Consider the following 20,365-nt stretch of genomic DNA (forward strand, 5'->3'; position numbering starts at 1 on the left):
AGTGTTGTAACCGTTAATTGGTTAATAAATCCCACTAGCAACAGATACAAAAAGCCCTAACCGAAGTTAAGGCTTGATGCTTCCTACGAAGGAATGGTGCCGACTGCCGGAGTCGAACTGCCGGTCTAATATGAGCTACTGATTCAATCAGTGTCAGTTTTATTTGAGTAAATAAAAAAGCCTCAACATTGCTGTTGAGGCTTCGTTATGAATGGTGCCGACTGCCGGAGTCGAACTGCCGGTCTGATATGAGCTACTGATTCAATCAGTGTCAGTTTTATTTGAGCAAATAAAAAAGCCTCAACATTGCTGTTGAGGCCTTGATATGAATGGTGCCGACTGCCGGAGTCGAACTGCCGGTCTGATATGAGCTACTGATTCAATCAGTGTCAGTTTTATTTGAGCAAATAAAAAAGCCTCAACATTGCTGTTGAGGCTTCGTTATGAATGGTGCCGACTGCCGGAGTCGAACTGCCGGTCTAATATGAGCTACTGATTCAATCAGTGTCAGTTTTATTTGAGCAAATAAAAAAGCCTCAACATTGCTGTTGAGGCTTCGTTATGAATGGTGCCGACTGCCGGAGTCGAACTGGCGACCTACTGATTACAAGTCAGTTGCTCTACCAACTGAGCTAAGTCGGCACACGAAGACGTGTGCGATAATTATTTTCTATTGAATATAACTATCTTGGCACCGAATAAATAATTGTTAATTAACAATTTATTTATTCTACTCTTTACTAAGAGTTAATATGGTGCCTCGACCCGGAATCGAACCAGGGACACGAGGATTTTCAATCCTCTGCTCTACCGACTGAGCTATCGAGGCACAGTGATAATAAATTATCATGTACTCATCTTTAAATGTTTCGTTAAAAACTTAAAGATGTTGTCTTTTTGGCTTTGCCTTGAAGACGGGGCGTATTAAACTGTTTTTCCTTTTCCCCGTCAACTCTTTTTTTTAAAAAAATGTTCGTTTGACGCTTTTTTCGGCTTATAGCGGTAAAAAAGAACATAATGCACGTTTTTTATCGTTATAACTTTTTATATTATTACTTTTTCTCAGGTACGTAACCTTCAATTTTGGGCTCAATACCTTCAAATAAATAATTGATCATATGTTTTTCTAAAATTGCACGATCATCAGGGTTCATCATATTCATCTTATGCTCGTTGATCAGCATTGTTTGTTTCTTTTGCCAATTAGTCCATGCTTCTTGGCTAATGTTGTCGAATATGCGTTTACCAACGTCACCAGGATATAACTGAAAGCGTAACCCTTCAGTTTCTTTTTTTAGATTTTGACAAAATACCATTCTACTCATAACAAATCTCTTGCTCTTTAAATAATGATGGAGTGATTAAAAAGGATTTTATCATACTCATTACGTTTTACTTAAGTTTTTTAGTCACAGTTGGCTTAATGTCCATTGTCCGAACGCTAGTCCTTTTTAGTAATTTAAAAGTGTCCACGGACACTTTTAATAATTCGTTTATTACAGTTTAATTATAAATAACAATACTTTAAGTTTTTGGCATGCAGTCTGCTTCTATCAAATTAAGTAAAGGTTTAAGAGGTGTTTATGATTAAGGATACTAGCCAGCAAGATACTATGCTCAGCTCAAGTAAGAAAACGGGATTGAAAGTATCGCTCTCTATATTAATTGCTGTGATTTTTATCACTATTGCTTGGCAATCATTTAGTTCATGGCAACGTAATGAAATAAGTGTAGCGACAGAGCAGCTGAAACTGGCAACTGTAGAAAGAGGAGATTTACTACGCGATATTATAGCTACAGGCAAAGTAGTTGCGGCTAATGCACCCATTGTATATAGCCCTGAGGATGGTTTAGTCACTTTGTTAGTTAAGCCTGGTGATTTAGTCAATTTCGGTCAACAGGTAGCAATTATTGATAGCCCGCAGCTAATGGCTAAATTAAACCAACAAAAAACATTAGTACAACAGCTAAGCGCAGATGTTAGTCGTGAAAAATTGGCGGCTCGTAGAACAGAGCTGACATTGAAACAAAAGGCTGAGCTGGCAAAAGTTAATTTGGTCGCCGCAGAGCGTGAATGGCGAAGGGCAGATATTTCAATAAAACGTCATTTGATCAGCCAAATAGACTATGAAGAATCGCAAGATGAATTGGCTAAGGCAAAGCTAACTGCTCATCATGCTGAACAGGAAGCAAAACTTGCACAAGATACATTAGCGTTTGAGGTAGAGAATAAAGTGTTACAGCTAAAAGCGAAACAACAAGAGTTGGCTGAGCTGCAACGAAAAGTTGATGAATTAAATGTTACTTCGCCTGTTGCTGGCATTGTGGGGAATTGGTTAGTCGAGCAGAAGGCTAAAATTACTAGCAATGAGTCACTGATGATGATTGTTGATCTTTCTGCTTATGAAGCTGAATTACAAGTACCTGAAGCTTTTGCTGGAGATATTGGCTTGGGTATGAGTGTAGAGGTTAACTTTGGCGGTGAAACGTTAGCGGGTAAGTTAGCTTCAATCTCACCAGAGGTTATTAATAATCAAGTAACAACACGAGTACGCATAGAAAATACCCACGATGCTAACTTAAGACAAAACCAACGAGTGAGCGCACGAATAATTTTAGAGCAGAAACACAATGTTTTAATGATTCGACGAGGCCCTTTCTATCAAAGTGGTGCGGGTAAAGTAAGTTATAAAGTACAAGAAAACATAGCTCAAAAAATCGCTATAGTTACTGGCGCAACTAGCATGAGTCATATTGAAGTTATTAATGGAGTTAAAGAGGGAGATGTACTAGTAACCTCTGATCTCGAAATTTTTGAAAATAAAGCACAAGTATTGCTTTACTAATTAATGAAGGATTTAAAGATGTTAACAATGTCAAATATTAGCAAGGTTTATCATACCGACTTAGTGCAGACTCATGCGCTTAGGGATTTTAATTTAACGGTTAAAGAAGGAGAGTTTGTTTCAGTTACGGGACCTTCAGGCTCTGGTAAAACAACATTTTTAAATATTGCCGGACTACTTGAATCGATTAGCTCTGGTGATTATCGCCTTGACGGTGAAAGTGTGGTTGGGCTTAGTGATAGAGAATTGTCTCGTCTTAGAAATGAAAAAATAGGGTTTATTTTTCAGGGTTTTAACTTAATACCTGATCTTAACTTATTTGAGAATGTTGATGTACCGCTGCGTTATCGTGGTTTTAACGCGCGTCAACGTAAAGAAAAAATAGAAAAAGCACTAGAAATGGTCGGTTTAGCTGCTCGTATGAAACATTTACCTTCACAGCTTTCCGGTGGTCAGCAGCAACGAGTTGCAATTGCGCGAGCACTAGCAGGCGAGCCTAAGTTTTTATTAGCGGATGAGCCAACGGGTAATCTTGATAGTTTAATGGCGAAACAAGTCATGGAGCTATTAGAAGATATTAATAAACAAGGTACAACAATTGTTATGGTGACGCATGATCCTGAGCTCGCAAGGAGAGCGCAGCGTAATATTCAAATTGTTGATGGCCAATTATGCGACTTTAAAATGTATCAAGGCGGACAATTATCAAATGAACAATCGGCAACTGCTTAATTATGACGACCAACAAAACTTCAAATAAGGAAAGTTAATGTTTACTTATTATATAAAGTTAGCGTTTAAAAGCTTAAAGAAAACACCTTTTAGCACAAGCTTAATGATACTGGCTATCGCTTGTGGTATTGGTATTTCAATGACAGCATTAACGCTTAACCATGTGCGTTCAGCTGATCCTATTCCAGAAAAAAGCGGGCAATTATTTTCTCTGCAATTGCAAGCATCAGGTAAGCATAGCACTTGGCAAACCTCAGATAATGTACCGTTACAAGTTACCTATCAAGATGCAACCAATATTATGCGTACACTTCCAGAGTATAAACATACCCCTATGTTTAAAACAGGGTATGCTGTTCGATCAAGTGACCCTAAATTTGCACCGTTGATTCATAGTGCTAGAGTGACCAATCGACATTTCTTTTCAATGTTTAATATTACATTTCTTTATGGCAGTGTCTGGTCGGAAAAAGTAGATGAAAATCCAGCTAATCTGGTTGTGATTAGCGAGGAGTTAAACCAGAAACTCTTTGGCGGTGGTGATAACACAGGTGAGAAAATTTATCTAGATAAAGAAGCGTTTAGAATTGTCGGCATTATTAATCCATGGGCACCTTCACCTAATTACTACGATCTTAATAATGGCGTGTTTGTCGATCCAGAACACGTATTTATTCCATTCTCATTATCTGCAATCACCGAGTTAAACTCATGGGGAAATAATAATGGCTGGAAAGAGGAAGCTATTCATACTTATCAAGCAAAACTAACCTCTGAAAATTTATGGTTACAGTACTGGTTTGAGTTACCTAATAAAGAAGCATATGAGCATGTAAAGCAACACCTTACGGGTTATGTGGCACAACAGAAAAAGTTAGGCCGCTTTGAAAGAGATGACGCACGCAGCGTGCTAAGAAATGTAAAAGAATGGCTTGCATATAATAACGTGGTTGGCGACGACAGTAATGTTTTAGTCGGCGTTAGTTTTTTGTTCTTGTCAGTATGCTTAGTTAATACTATTGGCTTGTTGCTAGCGAAATTTCTTCGATCTGCTCCTAATGTAGGGGTTCGCAGAGCGCTTGGAGCGAGTAAAGAGCAAGTGTTTTCTCAGCACTTAGTTGAAGTGGGGGTGTTAGGCTTATTGGGTGGTTTGCTAGGGTTAGTTTTTGCTCAGGTAGGCTTAATACTACTAAAAACACATTTTGACGGTTATGACGTATTAGCGACAATGGACTTAACCATGTTGCTATCTGCCCCTATCATTGCGGTAGTTGCTACAGTGCTAGCTGGAATTTATCCAGCATGGCGTGTTTGCACAACCCTACCGTCTATTTACCTAAAAACACAATAGGAGCTATTTATGCTAGTTATTTCTCCAATTTTTAACGCCATGATGCGTAGCAAAAGTAGTGTTATTTTAATTATTTTACAAATCGCATTAACAATCGCTATTGTTAGTAATGCAGCATATATAATTCATGAACGTATAAATGTCATGCAGCGTGATACTGGTATTCCTGAAGCGCAAATCATTAAAACCCATATGTACTTTTATGATGAAGACGTCGATATTATTAAGCAGTTAGCGCTTGATGCACAACAAGTTAAAACGATACCAGGTGTAATTGAAGCAAGTGCTATTAATGCTATACCACTATCAGATAGTGGCAGTTCGTGGATGCTGCGTAATCAGCTTGAAAATAACGGCGCAATTAGTACCAGTGCAGGTGCCTTTCTGGGTGATTACAATGTGGTAAGTGCTTTAGGGCAAAAGGTGAGTCGAGGCAGAAACTTTCGCCCAGACGACATGGTTTATCGTACAAAGGGTGACGAAGTTCCACAAGTAACTATTATTACACAAGCGTTGGCAGATTTGTTGTTTCCTAGTCAAGAGGCACTCGGGCAAACACTTTATAGTTTAGACATACCAATAAAAATTATTGGTATTGTAGATAGAATGTATGGTCCTTGGGTTCATTTTAATATGGTTGAACGAAATATGTTTATACCCATGTTAAGTGACCGTAAAAACTACAGGTTTTCGGTAATCGTAGAGGAAGATAAGGTTGATAGAGTTTTATCCGAATTAAATGACTTTTTACTTAGGTTAGAAGGACGTAGGGTGATAAATCATACAATGACTGTGGCGCAATTGAAGGACTCAAGTTATCAAAACGACCGCTTAATGACGAATATGCTATTTGTTATTATTACTGTTTTAGTGTTTATTACTGCGTTAGGTATTGCAGGGATGACAATATTTAATGTTAACCGTCGTCAAAAGCAAATTGGAACACGTAGAGCATTAGGGGCAAGTAAAGGAGATATAATTAGCTATTTTATGACGGAAAGTGCCATTATCTCTGTTATAGGCATAGCACTTGGCGTTATTACTGCCTTTGTTTTGAATAACTATTTAATGAGCTATTTTAATTCAGCAGCTCTGGAATTTAGCTACATAGCAGGTACTATTGCCAGTATTGTTGTTGTCGTAATAGTGTCAGTACTTGTTCCTGCACGAAAAGCATCGTTAATTTCACCTGCCATTGCGACACGCTCAGTTTAAATAGTATTATTTAATCAGCGGTTTAGCTTATACAAAGATCTAAATTCAATTTGGACTATTATGGATAAAATACTTATTGTAGATGACAACCCTTCGGTATGTCAGGCGCTTACTATTTTACTTGAACTCTATGATTATCAAGTGGTTGCTGTCGGTAGTCCGAAAGAAGCTTTGCCGATAATTATGTATCAACGTATTTCATTGGTCATACTAGATATGAATTTCACCCAAGACACAACCAGCGGTGAAGAGGGTAAAGCCGCTTTTTATCAAATAAGAGACTTACAGCCGGACCTTCCTGTTATTTTACTGACTGCCTGGACCGATTTAACAACTGCAATTGAGCTAGTAAAAAATGGTGCCGCAGATTATCTCGCTAAACCTTGGGATGATGAGCGTCTACTGGTGACTATTAATAATCTGATCGAACTTAATGATGTACAGCGAAAATCCCAAGTATTAACTCAGCAGCAAAGAGAAAGAGATCAACATAATAAAAGTGCTAATTTGTGCGGCTTAATATTTGCTAGTACCGCAATGCAGCGCTTGGTTGATATGACGATACAAGTTGCTAAGTCTCACGTAAATGTACTTATTACCGGCCCTAACGGTGCCGGTAAAGAAAAAATTGCTGAAATATTGCATGAAAATTCGCCGCGCGCGGATAAACCTTTAATTAAAGTAAATGTAGGAGCGCTACCAGTAGAGTTAATCGAGGCCGAATTGTTTGGCGCTGAAGCTGGCGCTTACACAGGTGCAAATAAAAAACGCATTGGCCGCTTTGAAGCCGCTGATGGTGGTACTTTATTGCTCGATGAAATAGGTAATTTATCGTTATCGGGGCAAATGAAATTACTACGGGTTTTACAAACAGGGGAGTTTGAGCGCCTAGGAAGTAATCAAACATTAACTGTTGATGTGCGGGTGATAAGTGCCACGAATGCTGACTTGGCTGGCGCCATTGCAAATAATACCTTTAGAGAAGATTTGTTTTACCGGCTAAATGTAATTCAGCTTGAATTATTACCATTAAACCAACGTAAAGATGATATTGAGCCTTTGATTGAATATTTCACACAGTCAGAAAAAGTAATACCTGAAGCAACCAGACAAGCTTTACAATTACACGATTGGCCTGGCAATGTAAGGGAGCTAGAAAACGCTTGTCAGCGTGCAAATTTATTATCGAAGTCAACTGAGTGGCAGGCGGAAGACTTTGGCTTAACGCCAATAGACTTAGCAAGCTACGAACAAATTAAACCAGCCGAACACTTAACGAAAGCGCGTGTTGAACAGGCGATTAATGATCATCAGTGGGTTATTAGCCGTGCTGCAAAATCATTAGGATTAAGTCGGCAAGCGCTGTATCGGCGAATGGAAAAATTTGGAATTACTAAATGATCTTTAGCAGTATTAGAGCTCGACTAATCACTATTTGCTTAGGGATGATTTGGCTAAGTAATGCTATTTTATTTTACAGCTTTGCTGGCGACAATTGGTGGTTACTCGGTTTAGTCCTTATTTTTATTTCATTATTAGCGGTGAGCTTAATTAACTACTTCTTTACGCCTTTATCTAAAAAATTAAAGGCATTAGAAGCTGGTTTATTAAACTTTAAGGACAATGACTTCTCTAATACATTAAATCTTGATGGTAAAGATGAAATAAGCCAAATAGGGAAACTTTACAACGATGTCGCAGTAAAACTTAGAACAGAGAAACAACATATCTACCAGCGTGAATTATTGTTAGATAAAGTGATTGAAAGCTCTCCTATTGTGATGTTTTTAGTTGATGATGATGACTTTTTTGTTTACTCCAATCGTGCTACCCGACATTTTTTGTATCAAGGAAAACCCCTCGAAGGGAATAAGTTTTCAGTGCTAAAGAAGCAATGGCCAGATGCGTTGAAAGAAGCTTTAGCGCAACATTTAGACGGATTATTTACTATTGAACACGATAGTATAGAAGACACATGGCACTTATCGCGTGGAGAATTTTTGTTAAATAACAAAAAACACCATCTATTTTTGTTAAAACAAATGACACGAGAACTAAACCGGCAAGAAGTGGCGGTATGGAAAAAAGTGATAAGGGTGATCAGCCATGAGTTAAATAACTCACTAGCGCCTATTTCTTCAGTAACTCATTCAGGAAATTTAATTGCTAGTAAATTAGCAAACGACAAGCTAGTACTTATTTTTGAAACGATTAGAGAAAGAATCGAGCACCTTAATCATTTTATTTTAGGTTATGCTCGATTTGCAAAATTGCCCAGCCCTTTAATAGAAAATGTTGGCTTAGACACTTTTATAGAAAAGCTGGCAACACAGTTTAGCTTTGAATTAGAAACAAAAGTACCAAGTCAAACGTTGCTAATTGATTCAAGTCAAATTGAACAGGTATTCATTAATTTGCTAAAAAATGCTGAAGAATCAGGTTCAGACAAAAGTGATATTACTATGGCTTTTCAGTTACTTGAAAACTCGGTTAAAATAACTATTCAAGACCGAGGTACAGGTATGTCTGAGCATGTACTTAAAAATGCACTCATCCCTTTTTATTCTACCAAGCAAACCGGTACAGGGCTGGGCTTGGCGCTATGCCGAGAAATTATAGAAGCTCATCATGGGCGAATTTCGCTGTATAATAGGATAGAAGGTGGGCTTGCTGTGGTGTTAGAACTACCTAAAGCCAATAAATAGTGACTAAGCTTAACCTCAATAGCTACACTTGCGATCTTAATTCGACTGTATTGCCTTGTGGATCTTTAACATAAACAGATAAGCCATAACCTTGTGAACCGTAGCGGCGCTCAAATTTTGGGGTTTCTATATTATAACGCTTGAAGTGTTCGCTAATTTCTTGCTCACTGATAAAGGCTAACAATAAACAAAAATGATCTAGGTTATTTTCGGTTGCTGTAGGTTTACCTCCACCAGCACGACCTAGCTCACTATCAACAACGACTATATCAATTAAAGCAGTGCCGGCACGAAGTTGAGTGAGCCCTGTTTCTACAGAAGTTTCTCGTTCAACTTTGCAACCAAGTACTGTGCAATAAAAATAAAGCATGTCGTTGAGCTTATCAGTCCGAAGTACAATGTGATCAATGCCTACAATGTTTAACATTTAACCTCCTGTTGTTCCAATTTTGCTGAATTGTAACCTAGTTGTACTGATTAAAATTTACGATGTCAGTAACTTGCGGTGCTGATTTCTAACCCTACCATATCACTAACTTAATTAAGTGAGCATTATTATGTGATTAGATTGTTTAACTCATGTATTTCTTCAATAATTTTACAGCTTGATGCTGCTAAACCAACACTGTTTGAATCACCGAGTTTATACCATAGCGTTTGGGGTGTTTCATTCACGCTATTAATTGAATGTAACTCACACTCAATTAACAGTGGGGTAATATCAAGGTGAAAATGGCTAAAAGTATGCCTAAAGGGGCGAAGTGCAGTGCTATTTAGTTCACTTAACCCATATTGACTAAGCGCGCTATTAATCTCTTTTTCATTATCAACTTCAATAAAACTGTAAAGTCCACCCCAAATCCCTGAAGGTGGTCGTTTTGTCATAAAGAGCTGGTTGTTGATTTTGGGGATTATCATTATTGTACTTTTTGCGGGTGTTACCTTTTTCGGTTTTTTTTGGGGAAAGTTTGCTTGTTCAGAGAGCTTAAAAGCAAGACAGTCATCATTGATTGGACACTCTTGGCAATTAGGTTTGCTGCGAGTGCAAACCATTGCTCCTAAGTCCATCATGGCTTGGTTATAAGAGGCAACGTCTTTATTTGGTGTAAGTTTGTTAGCAATGGGCCAAAGCGCTTTTTCAAATTTAGCCTGAGCGTTATGCCCTTCAACTAAATAACAGCGGGCGAGTACGCGCTTAACATTACCATCTAATATGGGGTGTGTTTGATGAAGCGATAAACTTAATATAGCACCTGCTGTTGACCTGCCAATACCTGGTAGAGCAATAACATCGTCAATATTTTCAGGGAATTTACCTTGATATTGCTTTGCCATTATTTTAGCTGACTTGTGGAGGTTTCGTGCTCGTGCGTAATAGCCTAAACCTGTCCAGTGATGGAGCACGTTATCTTCTGATGCGTTAGCAAGATCTAAAATACTAGGAAAACTTTCCATAAAACGTAAATAATAAGGGATAACTGTTGCTACTTGGGTTTGTTGTAGCATTATTTCAGAAATCCACACGCGATATGGCGTTTTGTTTTGTTGCCAAGGCAAGTGCTTACGACCTTGTTCGTGATACCAACTAAGCACTTGTTGGCTAAACTTTTTGGCAGATATTGCCGATATTTGGGTTTTATTTGTCATAGTGGTGCAGTGTAGCTAATTCACTTTAGGCAAACAATCTTGTTTGCAAAGAAAAGGCTATCATTTATGGGTAAAATACATGATATAATAAGGTTAAATTTCCATCACTAAGGTTAAGTAGGTATATATGAAAATTGATGCAAAAAATCGTAGTCGACGTTTGCGTAAAAAATTACGTGTAGATGAGTTTAAAGAGTTGGGCTTTGATGTCGCTTGGAAATTTGCTGACGATATTGATGGTGAGGGTATTGATACCTTTATGAATAAATTTTTTGATGAAGTGATTGAGCCTAACGGTCTAGGTTTTGGTGGTGAAGGTGATAAAATTTGGCACGGGCTAGTATGTACACAAAGCCTTGGTCAATGCACTGAAGAACACAGAAGTGCGGTTGAAAAGTGGTTAAAAGCTAATGGCGTTACTGCTGTTTCTGTTAGTGAGTTATACGATGTTTGGTGGGCAGAATAGCTCACACACTATACAAATGACACCTAGAGAGGGAGGCTAAGCAAAAGTAATTGCTTAGCCTTTTTTCGTTGGTGAATTTGAAAAAGCGTATAACAAATATTATCGGGGATGATTTGTACATAATTATGTTTGTTTTATCAGAGCCCTGGCATTGGTAGTAGTAAAGGTTTTGTTGGGTAAGCGTCTGCTCAACTTTATAATGAATAAAACTCTAACTTTTCTAATTCAGTGATAGGTTGTTTGAGTTTGTTGCGCTAAAGATAGATAATATGTCTATTGATTTTTATTATTTAAATAACTATGACTGAAAGAACCCATAAAACTATTGAGCAAGCAGAACAAGAAGGCAAATATATTCGTAAAGTACGTAGCTTTGTTAAACGTGAAGGGCGCTTAACTAATGCTCAAGCGCGAGCACTTGAAGACTATTGGACAACAATGGGGCTTAACCATGCTGATGGAATGATTAACGCTACGAGTTTGTTTAATAATATCAACCCTGTAGTACTAGAAATTGGTTTCGGGATGGGGAAGTCGTTAGTTGAAATGGCTAAGAATGCACCTAATGTTAACTTTATTGGTGTGGAAGTACATAAACCTGGTGTCGGTGCGTGTATTGCTTTAGCTCAAGAGGAAGGGATTGCTAATTTAAAAGTTTATGAGCATGACGCGATTGAAGTGTTAGCTGATTGTATCCCTGATGAGAGTTTAACAACTGTACAGTTATTTTTTCCTGATCCGTGGCATAAGAAAAAACACCATAAACGTAGGATCGTATCGTTAGCCTTTGTTGAGAGTATTCGCCAGAAACTAAAGGTTGGTGGAGTATTTCATATGGCAACCGACTGGGAAAACTATGCAGAGTGCATGTTAGAAGACATGAATAATTCTCAGGGGTATCAAAATTTATCTGAAACTAATGATTATGTTCCACGCCCAGATTCTCGCCCTTTAACTAAGTTTGAAAATCGTGGACAAAAATTAGGGCATGGTGTTTGGGACTTACAATTTAAGCGTATTGACTAGGCGTATTTATTCTTAGGTAGCAAGCTAAATACTACAACTTAGTTACGATGTGCTTTATCTTGTTGAATATGTAGTAGATGTTGGCTATTACGATAATTCCCTGTTTCTCTTAACCACTGCTCGTTAATAACTTCTCTGATGAGTGCCGCTTGTAATATGCGTACAGGATAGCGGCACCAATAGTCGATAGTTGCTTGTTGGTGACAATTATTATTAGGGAAAACTTCACTACGGGTTAGTGTTAGCTCTTCTTTTATGTCGGCAATCACCTGACTTTTTAATTCAGTGTTTACCATTTTTTTAAAACGCGTAAACTGCTTTGCTCGGTATAATTGCCACGCAAACCAAACAATAACAAGCGTAGCTATAACAATAAAAACTTCCAAGTTAATTTCCGTATATAATTACAAAGTATAAATAACCTGAGTTCGGGATAAGCTAAGTACACCAAAGCTCAGATTTTCGCGCGTATCTGCGTTGCCTGCATGGACGTAGGTACTTGGTTTTTGTCTGGAACTAAAAAACCGTTAATTTGCTACTAATAGCCAGCTATTAGGTACACAAATAAGCCTTGATTAACACAAAACTTTTAGCATTGGTTAAGTTACAATGCACCTAGTGTTTTTATAAAGTCACCCAAAACACTGTAAAATATCATTTTAAATCTTTTTATGCACATCCATTATCCCGAACTCAGGTTAAATAAGATATGCACTAAGTTTACCTTAATGATTCATTAGTAGGTAGGAACTTTGTATAAACTAGCGACTATTTTCTAATAGGATTATCCAAAATTCAGCTTAGCTAGATTCATCATTGTTCTTAGGTAAGTATTTATAACCATTAATCATTGCAGAGAGTATAGCTGTTCTTTCTTTTCGTTCACTCATTATTACCCCAATAATATGTAAAGGAATTAAGAACAATAAGGTAAAGAAAGAATAAACATGTGCTGTGATAAAAGGGGCTCGTATTGCTCGCATTTCTTTGTAGGCTTGTTGGTCAACATTCTCTGTGGAATAGGGCTTGATCAAGTCAAGCTTGTCACTTTCAATAGCAATACTTTTTGCAAAATATTGGCCAAATGGTGGGTAATATATATCTGTGCCTGCTAGCACTAAACCACTTAGCATTTGAATAGACATTGTTAATAATAAAGCACCAACCATAAGCTTTCCTAAGGGGCTATGGCCTTTATATTTAGTATTAGGATGCTTTTTAAATTCAATTAATTCTTGAGTAAAGCCTTTAGCAAAGGGGAGTACGTTATGCCAACGCTCGTAGCCTTTACCAATGAAACCAAAAATAATTCTAATTATTAAATTAGTAGCAAATATATAGCCGGTGAGAACATGAATTGTTTTAAGTAAGACTTTTCCATCAACGCTTATTCCAAGAGTTTTAGCATTGTAGATAACTAGCCCAAGTGCTAACAGTATGGTAATGATTAGCACATTAGCCCAGTGGAATAGTCGTAAGTATCTACTCCAAATATACACTTGTTGGTATTGATGTTTCATTTCAGTTACTCAATCAAAGGGCTTTAGCAAAGTGTAAAACGAATAATTGTTGAACACCTTATTCTACATCAATGAAATCTGCACTTTCATGCGTTAATAATTTTGCTTTTAACGCCAGACCACCAGCATAACCCGTTAGCTTTTTGTTACTGCCAATCACGCGATGACAAGGAATAATGAGTGCGATAGGGTTTTTACCGTTAGCGCTACCTACTGCTCGTACGGCTTTTTCATTATCGATATTTTTGGCAAGCCAAGCGTAACTTTTAGTATCACCAAATGGGATAGTGCAAAGTGCTCGCCATACTTGCTGTTGAAAAGCAGTACCTTTAGGATCTAATGGCAGGGTAAAGCGTTGACGCTCATGATTAAAATACTGATTGAGCTGAATGATTGTTTCTTTAAAGTATTCAGGTTTATTTTCCAGTTTATTAATGCTTAATAATTGCTGTTCGCCTTCTAAAAAAGACAAAGCAGTTAGCCCTTTATCATTAGCGGTGATAGCTATATCACCGAAAGGTGAATTATAAATGGTGTAATACATATAAAAACCTACTTAACCTGAACTCGGGATAATGGCTGTACGTTTAACGCATATAAAAACCGTAGCTTTGGTGTGCTCAGCTTATCCCAAATTCAGATTCCTTAATGAAGTGAATGCCATAAATATAACGTGGCGTACGAACGCCATGGTTGCCAGGGCTTTGCTATATCAATAATGTTTTTATTCGTTAACTTTTTGTTAGTTGATAGTGCCTTTATTACTCCTAAATCACCACTTGGAAACGCATCAGGGTCGCTTAAACCACGCATTGCTAGGTAATTAATCGTCCATGGGCCAATTCCTTTAATACCCTTGATAAGCTCACCTAACTCTGCACTAGAGCCACAGTTTTCTATTAATTCATGATGCTTTTGGTAAAAATCAATCCAACTTTTAAGTGTTTGCTTTCTCGTTGTTGTTAATCCAATCTCTTCAAAGTCAGCTTGTGTTAGTTGCTCAAGTGTAGGGAAGGTTAAGCGTAACTTATCATGATATAAACAGGAGCTTCCATACTTTTCAGCAATACGTTTAGCAAAGGTTGTTGCTGCTTTTACCGACACTTGCTGACCTAAAATAGCACGAATTGAAAATTCAAAAAAACTCCAACTACCAGGTAAACGTAAACCAGCGTGCGCTTTAATTACTTTTTGCAATAATGGGTGCTGACTTAATTGCTGATGTATTAAGTTCATGTCAGCATCAAGATCGAACATCCTTCTTATTCGAAAAATTATATTGTTCAAATAGCGGTAGTCAGAAAGATTCACCGTTAACACTAATGCGTTCTTATGCTCATGATGAGTTACCTTTAACCAGCCTTTACATTCGTTGATAGCTACAGTGCGTTGGTAATAGGTATGGTCAATATGCTCCATAGTAGATATTTGACGATCTTGAAAAAACTTTAACATTAAAGGCCAATCAAAGGGCGGGCGATAACTTAATTCAATGACAATGTTTTTAACATTTTTACATCTATGTGCAGTTGATTTTAATTCACTAGGAGTGCAATGGTAGGCTGCTTTTATCGCTTCATTGAAGCGCCTTATACTATTAAAACCTGAAGCAAAACACACATCGGTGATAGAAAGCTCTGTCGTAATAAGTAACTTTCTTGCGAGTAATAATCGTTGCTGTTGAAAAAACTGTAAAGGCGCTATCCCGTATGTATTCTTAAATATTCTTTGAAGTTGGCGTTCACTAACCCCGAGCCTTATTGATAGAGATGAAATAGAGTCTTGGTTAAGATTAAAGTTATTACATAGTTGTTTTAGTTTAATTGGCATGTAAACAGCGGGTGCAGATTCAGGAATACAGCGCTTACAAGGGCGAAATCCAGCAGCTTGTGCTTGCTCGGCGCTCGAGTAGTAGTTAACGTTTTCTGGTTTTGGTGGCCTCGCTGGACAAATAGGTCGACAGAAGATCCCTGTGGTTAATACTGCGGTATAGAACTTGCCATCAAAACGGGCATCTCTACTTAGTCTAGCTTTCTCACATAATGTTCGCTGTAACATTAATTTATTACTATTGTTTAACTGAAAAGAGATTTTAGCATAATATGAATTACGAATAATGCTAGCGACTTTCAGACATCAATAAAAACTAAATTAGCGGTGTTTGTGAATAAAAATATATGTTTTTTGAATAATCTAAAATCAGCTGGTTTACAGAATACACTTAATTAATTAGTGATTTTATTGATGTTTCTGGTGTTTTTTTAACAATTAATCAGAAGATTTTAATTATTCGTCAGTATTTTTAAACAATAAACAAGCATTTTTCAGTAGACATCAATATAGTGATTATTCAATTATAAAAATAACAATCTAAATACAAAATAATGGGGAATACATAATGTTGAATGACTTCCAGTCGGGTAAAGCATTAACGTCTTTGAAAAAGCATCCTGTTGCCATTGCACTTTTATCTGCATTTGCAGCTTCGCCGTTGTTGGCTATCGCAGAAGAGTCGACAATGGGCAATGATGAAGGTGGAATTGAAGTTGTTACAGTTACCGCCCAAAAACGTGTCCAAAATATTTTGAAAGTACCATTAACTGTCGGTACGGTTAGCGATAGCATGATCGAAGAAAGTGGTTCTATTTCATTAAGTGATGTAGATAAATTTATACCAGGGTTTGATTTTACTGACAGTAATATGACGCAAGCGGGTATCACCATGCGTGGTATATCTAGTCCAAATATTAGCGTGGGCGGCGACCCTTCTTCAGCAACTTTCTACGATGATATTTATATGCCGCGAGCAGCACAAGGTGTTGTTTTTTCTGATATGGCTAGAATTGAAGTACTTAAAGGCCCACAAGGTACGCTATTCGGCCGCAATGCTGCAATGGGTGTAGTAAATATGGTACCGAAATCGCCTATTGCTGATTTTGAAGGCTTTATTAAAGGAAGCTACGGTACTGATAACTTGCAACGTATTGAAGGTATGGTCAATATTCCGATCACTGATAGTTTCTATATGCGTGCAAACTTTTTATCAAATACGCAAGATGGCGTTATTGAAAATGTTGCTAATACTTCATGGAATGACAAAGGCTACAAACAATGGGATTTAGGTGAAAGAGACCATAACGCTGCAAGAATTTCATTTTTATGGGATATTTCAGATACTACAAACTTTCAACTCTCTTATGATGTAGATGACTTAGAACAAGGACCACCAATGGCTGTTGGAGTGTCTGAATTTGCTTATAATAATGGTAAGTCAGCCTTTTCATCAAAAGCTGAAAATGATGTGAGAAATGGTGTTGAAGCCCGAGATATGTACGGCGTTACTGCCAAACTAAATCATGAGTTTAATGATCAGTGGTCAATGAAGTATGTGCTTGGCTTTAGAGATTGGGAAACTGAAAACCGTCAGGATGAAGACGGAACTGCTGACATCACACGCTACTTTGATACATCAAATAATGAAGACTCAGATATTTTATATACAGAACTACAAATAAATTATGTGAGCAATAAAATTAATGCGGTAGCGGGTTTTTCTTATTCAAAAGAAAAAGTAAAACAAACAACAGAATTAAACTTAACCGCTGACACTGCTGCGAGATTAATTACCGGTGATTTAAATGCACAAATAAATGGTTTAGTAGCAGCACAAGTGGCAGATATGCTAGGCGGTAATACCGATGCCCATGCAGAAGGTGCCTTTGGGCCTGGTGTAACTTTTGAAGGAGCGGTACAAACCTTAAAGTCTGTAATGGGTATTGAGGATATGGACCATATGTGGAACCCTGACGATTGGGCTGGCGCGTTAAATGGTTTGGGTTTAGCTGAACAAATAATGGCAGCAATTGGGATGCCTGGCGTACCATTAACGGCTGATATTGTATCAGCAACTGGTAATTTAACTTACGATATTGTTTCTGCTCAATTACCGGGTTTGGTAGGGTCATCAGCACCTTACATCCCAGAAATATTTGGCCCTAGTTATGCGGGACAGTTTTGGCGAGAAAGTATAAATAATACTGGCGATTTTACCAACTGGGGTGTTTTCGCTGATGTTGATTATGCGATAAACGATAAATGGAATATTATTGCGGGTTTACGCTATTCAAAAGACGACAAAGACTTTACATGGGATATTCCCGTAAATAGCTTTTCCACCGTACCAACAAATAGTTTGATGCCAGCAGGAATACAAGTGCCTATTGGTAATATTTTGTTTCCGCAGGTAAACCTTGCGGCTTCAGATTCGTGGAGCAAAGTGACTGGACGCTTAGTAACAAGTTATCAAATAAACGATGACCAGATGGTTTTCGCCTCATACTCAACCGGTTATAAGTCAGGTGGTTTTGACTCATTATCTCCAAGTACTAAATCGTTTGCGCCTGAAGACAGCACTAACTATGAAATCGGGTATAAAGCCGTATTATGGGACGAGGTAATCGCTAATATCAGTGCTTATTATTTAGAGCTTGATAACTTACAACGTTCAATCGATTCAAAAGCGCCGGGTAACTCACAAGCAATACCAACAATTATTAATGAAGACAGAGAAATAACCGGCGTTGAATTTGATTTACGCTGGCATGTCAGTAAAAGTATAACTGCAGGCGTAGTGTCAGAAATACGAAGCACTGAGTTTATTTCACCGGATTATTATAACGGTGAGGGAGACTTAGTTGCCGCGGCGCAAACGTCAAGTAATGCGAAGGCTAATTATACATTTTCATTAGACTGGATGCCTGACTTTGGTGTTGGTACAACAAACTTTCACCTTGATTATGTCTTCTTAAAAAATACTAATGGCGATAGAGTTGGTATTGAAGACTATAAAAAGGCTGTAGATGCTTACTTTGAAGACACAGAGTTACTCAATGCAAGGTTATCTTGGGCAAGTAGTAACGACAAACTTGAACTTGGATTATGGGGTAAAAACTTACTCGATAACCGCTATGTTAATAGTATTGGTGGTTTAACAGCAGACATTTTGGGCACACCACATGGTTATATTAATCGAGGTTTAGAAGTGGGTGTTGATGTTAAATATAGCTTCTAAGCAAGACACTTAGCCTTAGGGTAAACTTATTAAAATTTAAAAGCTCGATTTTATCGAGCTTTTTTATTCCTAAGTTTTAGCGCATAGTGAATTTTTACATTCATCTATCGTTTAATACCAGTTTCATTAAATAAGTGATCTATTTTATACGCAGTGAAAATAGTCAAATACAAGGCATTTATTTTCATAACTAGTTGTTCTAATTATAAAATAAATAACGCAGTAGTTGATTGTTTTAACCAGTAGAAATGATCACATAATTAGTGAGATTGGTATAAGGTATCAACTAGTAATATTACACAAAGGCGTTATTAACAGGGCTTAATATACCTAGGGCGCGTTGATCTTTCGAGTATAGATTTTGTACGAATTAAACATGATTTAATTGAAGTGTAGCGAATAAAGTGTAGTATTCTACATAAATGAGCTAGACAGCTTCCGCGTCCTGCTCACGCTAAGTACCTACTTCCGTGTAAGCAACGATGTTTAAACGTATCCGTAGGACAGCGCCTCTTTGGTTTTTCTACGGCGTTTTCACTTATTTATGGGGAACAACCCCATTACATAAGTTCAGCTTTGTATAAACACCAAATAAATCGCTGCAAAAATGTACAGCAAAGATCAACACGCCCTAAATCACCTTTTCTTTTAAAAAAATTGAGTTTACACTGAAACGCTAGACTTGATTACTCGTGAACAAAATATTCTATGGTTGAATTCTTCACCCACTTTGCTATTGCACAAATGTTACTGTGTACATTAGTGCTTTTTCCTCAGCAGAAAAAAAACCCATCGATTCGACTTTACATACTCTTAATGTTGTGTGGTATTAGTTATTGTTTTGGTGAAATATCGCCAGAGAAGCTGCAATACTCGTTATTTTGGTGGGTTAGTGATATTGGTGGTAATGCATTAGCAGGCATATTCTGGCTGGTTAGCTTAAGTGTTTTTGGTGATCATTCTGTATTAAAACGTTGGCAATATGCCCTTGCATCTATGACCTTTGTTATCCCATTAATATTTGATATTACACATTTTATTTTCTCAGGTGTTACTGATAATTATGCGATAATTCAAAGCGTATTTAGTCAGACTGCACTTTTACTTGAATTAGTATTAATTGTTCATGCGCTAGTAGTAGCTTCGCGCTACTGGCGAGATGACTTAGTACAAGAGCGTCGTTATATTCGAGGTGGTGTGATCAGTTTGTCAGCTGTATATTTGATGCTAAAAATTGTGATAGACCAATTACATCTAAGTTGGGAAGGTGTTGATATTATCAATGGATTTTTATTAGCAGCACTGTTGACGGGTATCAATTACTTGTTATTTCAATTAAAGTCTTCAAGCTTGTTTGAAACCGTGAGTACTACAACGCAAAAAACTGCACCTAATAAAAAACTATCAAAAGAATTGGTGCGTATTATAGGTTCTATGACCGAAGAAAAGTTATATCAGCAAGATGGAATTACTATTGCTGAATTAGCTAAGCATTTAGGTATTCATGAATATAAGTTAAGAAATTTGATTAATGGTGAATTAAATTACCGAAATTTTAATGATTTTTTAAATCATTATCGAATTTCAGAGGTTAGTGAGAAATTAGTTGATAGTGAGTTTTCAACAACACCAGTACTAACGCTGGCGTTAGAAAGTGGCTTTAGAAGCTTAAGTTCATTTAATAAAGCATTTAAAGCAACACATGGATTAACACCAACAGAATTTCGGAAAAAACACTTGGCAGGAGTTTAAGTGGTTATGCGGTCGGTAAAGCATAGCATATTAA

The 20,365-nt window shown here is 37.3% G+C and carries 17 protein-coding genes and 2 tRNA genes; 10 read left to right on the plus strand and 9 right to left on the minus strand.

The annotated features are described in order from the left end of the window. Positions 1–566: 566 nt before the first annotated feature. The 3 genes from QUD79_RS04115 to QUD79_RS04125 all read right to left on the minus strand — a co-directional run bounded on the left by QUD79_RS04115 (position 567) and on the right by QUD79_RS04125 (position 1,325). Positions 567–642 (minus strand) — tRNA-Thr (locus tag QUD79_RS04115). Positions 643–753: 111 nt separating this feature from the next. Further along, positions 754–829: transfer RNA gene (locus QUD79_RS04120), tRNA-Phe, on the minus strand. Between the two features lie 223 nt (positions 830–1,052). Continuing rightward, on the minus strand, positions 1,053–1,325 hold the full coding sequence (locus QUD79_RS04125; RefSeq protein ID WP_184426512.1) for an oxidative damage protection protein: 273 nt from the start codon (positions 1,323–1,325) through the stop codon (positions 1,053–1,055). A gap of 258 nt (positions 1,326–1,583) precedes the next feature. Between QUD79_RS04125 and QUD79_RS04130 the strand changes: the two genes are divergently transcribed. Genes QUD79_RS04130 through QUD79_RS04155 form a run of 6 tightly spaced genes read left to right on the plus strand, consistent with a single transcriptional unit; the run spans position 1,584 to position 8,849 of the window. Continuing rightward, complete coding sequence (locus QUD79_RS04130; protein ID WP_184426510.1) at positions 1,584–2,846, plus strand: efflux RND transporter periplasmic adaptor subunit; 1,263 nt, start codon at positions 1,584–1,586, stop codon at positions 2,844–2,846. 18 nt (positions 2,847–2,864) lie between these two features. Beyond that, complete coding sequence (locus tag QUD79_RS04135; protein WP_184426508.1) at positions 2,865–3,578, plus strand: ABC transporter ATP-binding protein; 714 nt, start codon at positions 2,865–2,867, stop codon at positions 3,576–3,578. Between the two features lie 37 nt (positions 3,579–3,615). Beyond that, entirely contained in the window at positions 3,616–4,929 is a 1,314-nt protein-coding gene (locus QUD79_RS04140) for an ABC transporter permease (protein ID WP_184426506.1), read from the plus strand. A 9-nt stretch (positions 4,930–4,938) separates the two neighbouring features. Next, positions 4,939–6,144 carry an ABC transporter permease gene (locus QUD79_RS04145; protein WP_184426504.1) on the plus strand — a complete coding sequence of 402 codons (1,206 nt, stop codon included), beginning with the start codon at positions 4,939–4,941 and terminating at the stop codon, positions 6,142–6,144. A gap of 60 nt (positions 6,145–6,204) precedes the next feature. After that, positions 6,205–7,545, plus strand: a complete 1,341-nt coding sequence (locus QUD79_RS04150; RefSeq protein ID WP_184426502.1) for a sigma-54-dependent transcriptional regulator — start codon at positions 6,205–6,207, stop codon at positions 7,543–7,545. Next, positions 7,542–8,849, plus strand: a complete 1,308-nt coding sequence (locus QUD79_RS04155; protein WP_184426500.1) for a sensor histidine kinase — start codon at positions 7,542–7,544, stop codon at positions 8,847–8,849. Before QUD79_RS04150 ends, QUD79_RS04155 begins: the two co-directional genes overlap by 4 nt. A gap of 22 nt (positions 8,850–8,871) precedes the next feature. Here the strand turns inward: QUD79_RS04155 and QUD79_RS04160 are convergent, their stop codons facing one another. Both QUD79_RS04160 and mutY read right to left on the minus strand, forming a co-directional pair. Next, complete coding sequence (locus tag QUD79_RS04160; protein WP_184426498.1) at positions 8,872–9,276, minus strand: VOC family protein; 405 nt, start codon at positions 9,274–9,276, stop codon at positions 8,872–8,874. A 128-nt stretch (positions 9,277–9,404) separates the two neighbouring features. Continuing rightward, on the minus strand, positions 9,405–10,496 hold the full coding sequence (mutY, locus tag QUD79_RS04165; RefSeq protein WP_184426496.1) for an A/G-specific adenine glycosylase: 1,092 nt from the start codon (positions 10,494–10,496) through the stop codon (positions 9,405–9,407). A gap of 127 nt (positions 10,497–10,623) precedes the next feature. On the opposite strand from mutY, the gene QUD79_RS04170 reads away from it, so the two are divergent. Together QUD79_RS04170 and trmB are read left to right on the plus strand one after the other, a co-directional pair. Further along, positions 10,624–10,962 (plus strand): 50S ribosome-binding protein YggL, encoded by a 339-nt coding sequence (locus QUD79_RS04170; protein WP_184426494.1) that lies wholly within the window; start codon positions 10,624–10,626, stop codon positions 10,960–10,962. Between the two features lie 300 nt (positions 10,963–11,262). Further along, entirely contained in the window at positions 11,263–11,988 is a 726-nt protein-coding gene (trmB, locus tag QUD79_RS04175) for a tRNA (guanosine(46)-N7)-methyltransferase TrmB (protein WP_184426493.1), read from the plus strand. Between the two features lie 38 nt (positions 11,989–12,026). Here trmB and QUD79_RS04180 read toward each other — a convergent pair whose 3' ends face one another. The 4 genes from QUD79_RS04180 to QUD79_RS04195 form a co-directional block, all read right to left on the minus strand. Further along, a complete protein-coding gene (locus tag QUD79_RS04180) occupies positions 12,027–12,374 on the minus strand; it encodes a hypothetical protein (RefSeq protein WP_184426490.1) in 348 nt (115 codons plus the stop codon). A gap of 414 nt (positions 12,375–12,788) precedes the next feature. Then, on the minus strand, positions 12,789–13,508 hold the full coding sequence (locus QUD79_RS04185; RefSeq protein WP_184426488.1) for a cytochrome b/b6 domain-containing protein: 720 nt from the start codon (positions 13,506–13,508) through the stop codon (positions 12,789–12,791). A gap of 58 nt (positions 13,509–13,566) precedes the next feature. Beyond that, positions 13,567–14,052 carry a methylated-DNA--[protein]-cysteine S-methyltransferase gene (locus QUD79_RS04190; RefSeq protein WP_184426486.1) on the minus strand — a complete coding sequence of 162 codons (486 nt, stop codon included), beginning with the start codon at positions 14,050–14,052 and terminating at the stop codon, positions 13,567–13,569. Between the two features lie 101 nt (positions 14,053–14,153). After that, positions 14,154–15,566 (minus strand): DNA-3-methyladenine glycosylase 2 family protein, encoded by a 1,413-nt coding sequence (locus tag QUD79_RS04195; protein WP_184426484.1) that lies wholly within the window; start codon positions 15,564–15,566, stop codon positions 14,154–14,156. A 340-nt stretch (positions 15,567–15,906) separates the two neighbouring features. Between QUD79_RS04195 and QUD79_RS04200 the strand changes: the two genes are divergently transcribed. Both QUD79_RS04200 and QUD79_RS04205 read left to right on the plus strand, forming a co-directional pair. After that, positions 15,907–18,579, plus strand: a complete 2,673-nt coding sequence (locus QUD79_RS04200; protein WP_184426482.1) for a TonB-dependent receptor — start codon at positions 15,907–15,909, stop codon at positions 18,577–18,579. Between the two features lie 708 nt (positions 18,580–19,287). Further along, positions 19,288–20,331 (plus strand): helix-turn-helix domain-containing protein, encoded by a 1,044-nt coding sequence (locus QUD79_RS04205; RefSeq protein ID WP_184426480.1) that lies wholly within the window; start codon positions 19,288–19,290, stop codon positions 20,329–20,331. The last annotated feature ends 34 nt before the right edge of the window (positions 20,332–20,365 follow it).

This window comes from Thalassotalea piscium, assembly GCF_030295935.1.
Classification (GTDB): Bacteria; Pseudomonadota; Gammaproteobacteria; order Enterobacterales; family Alteromonadaceae; genus Thalassotalea_B; species Thalassotalea_B piscium.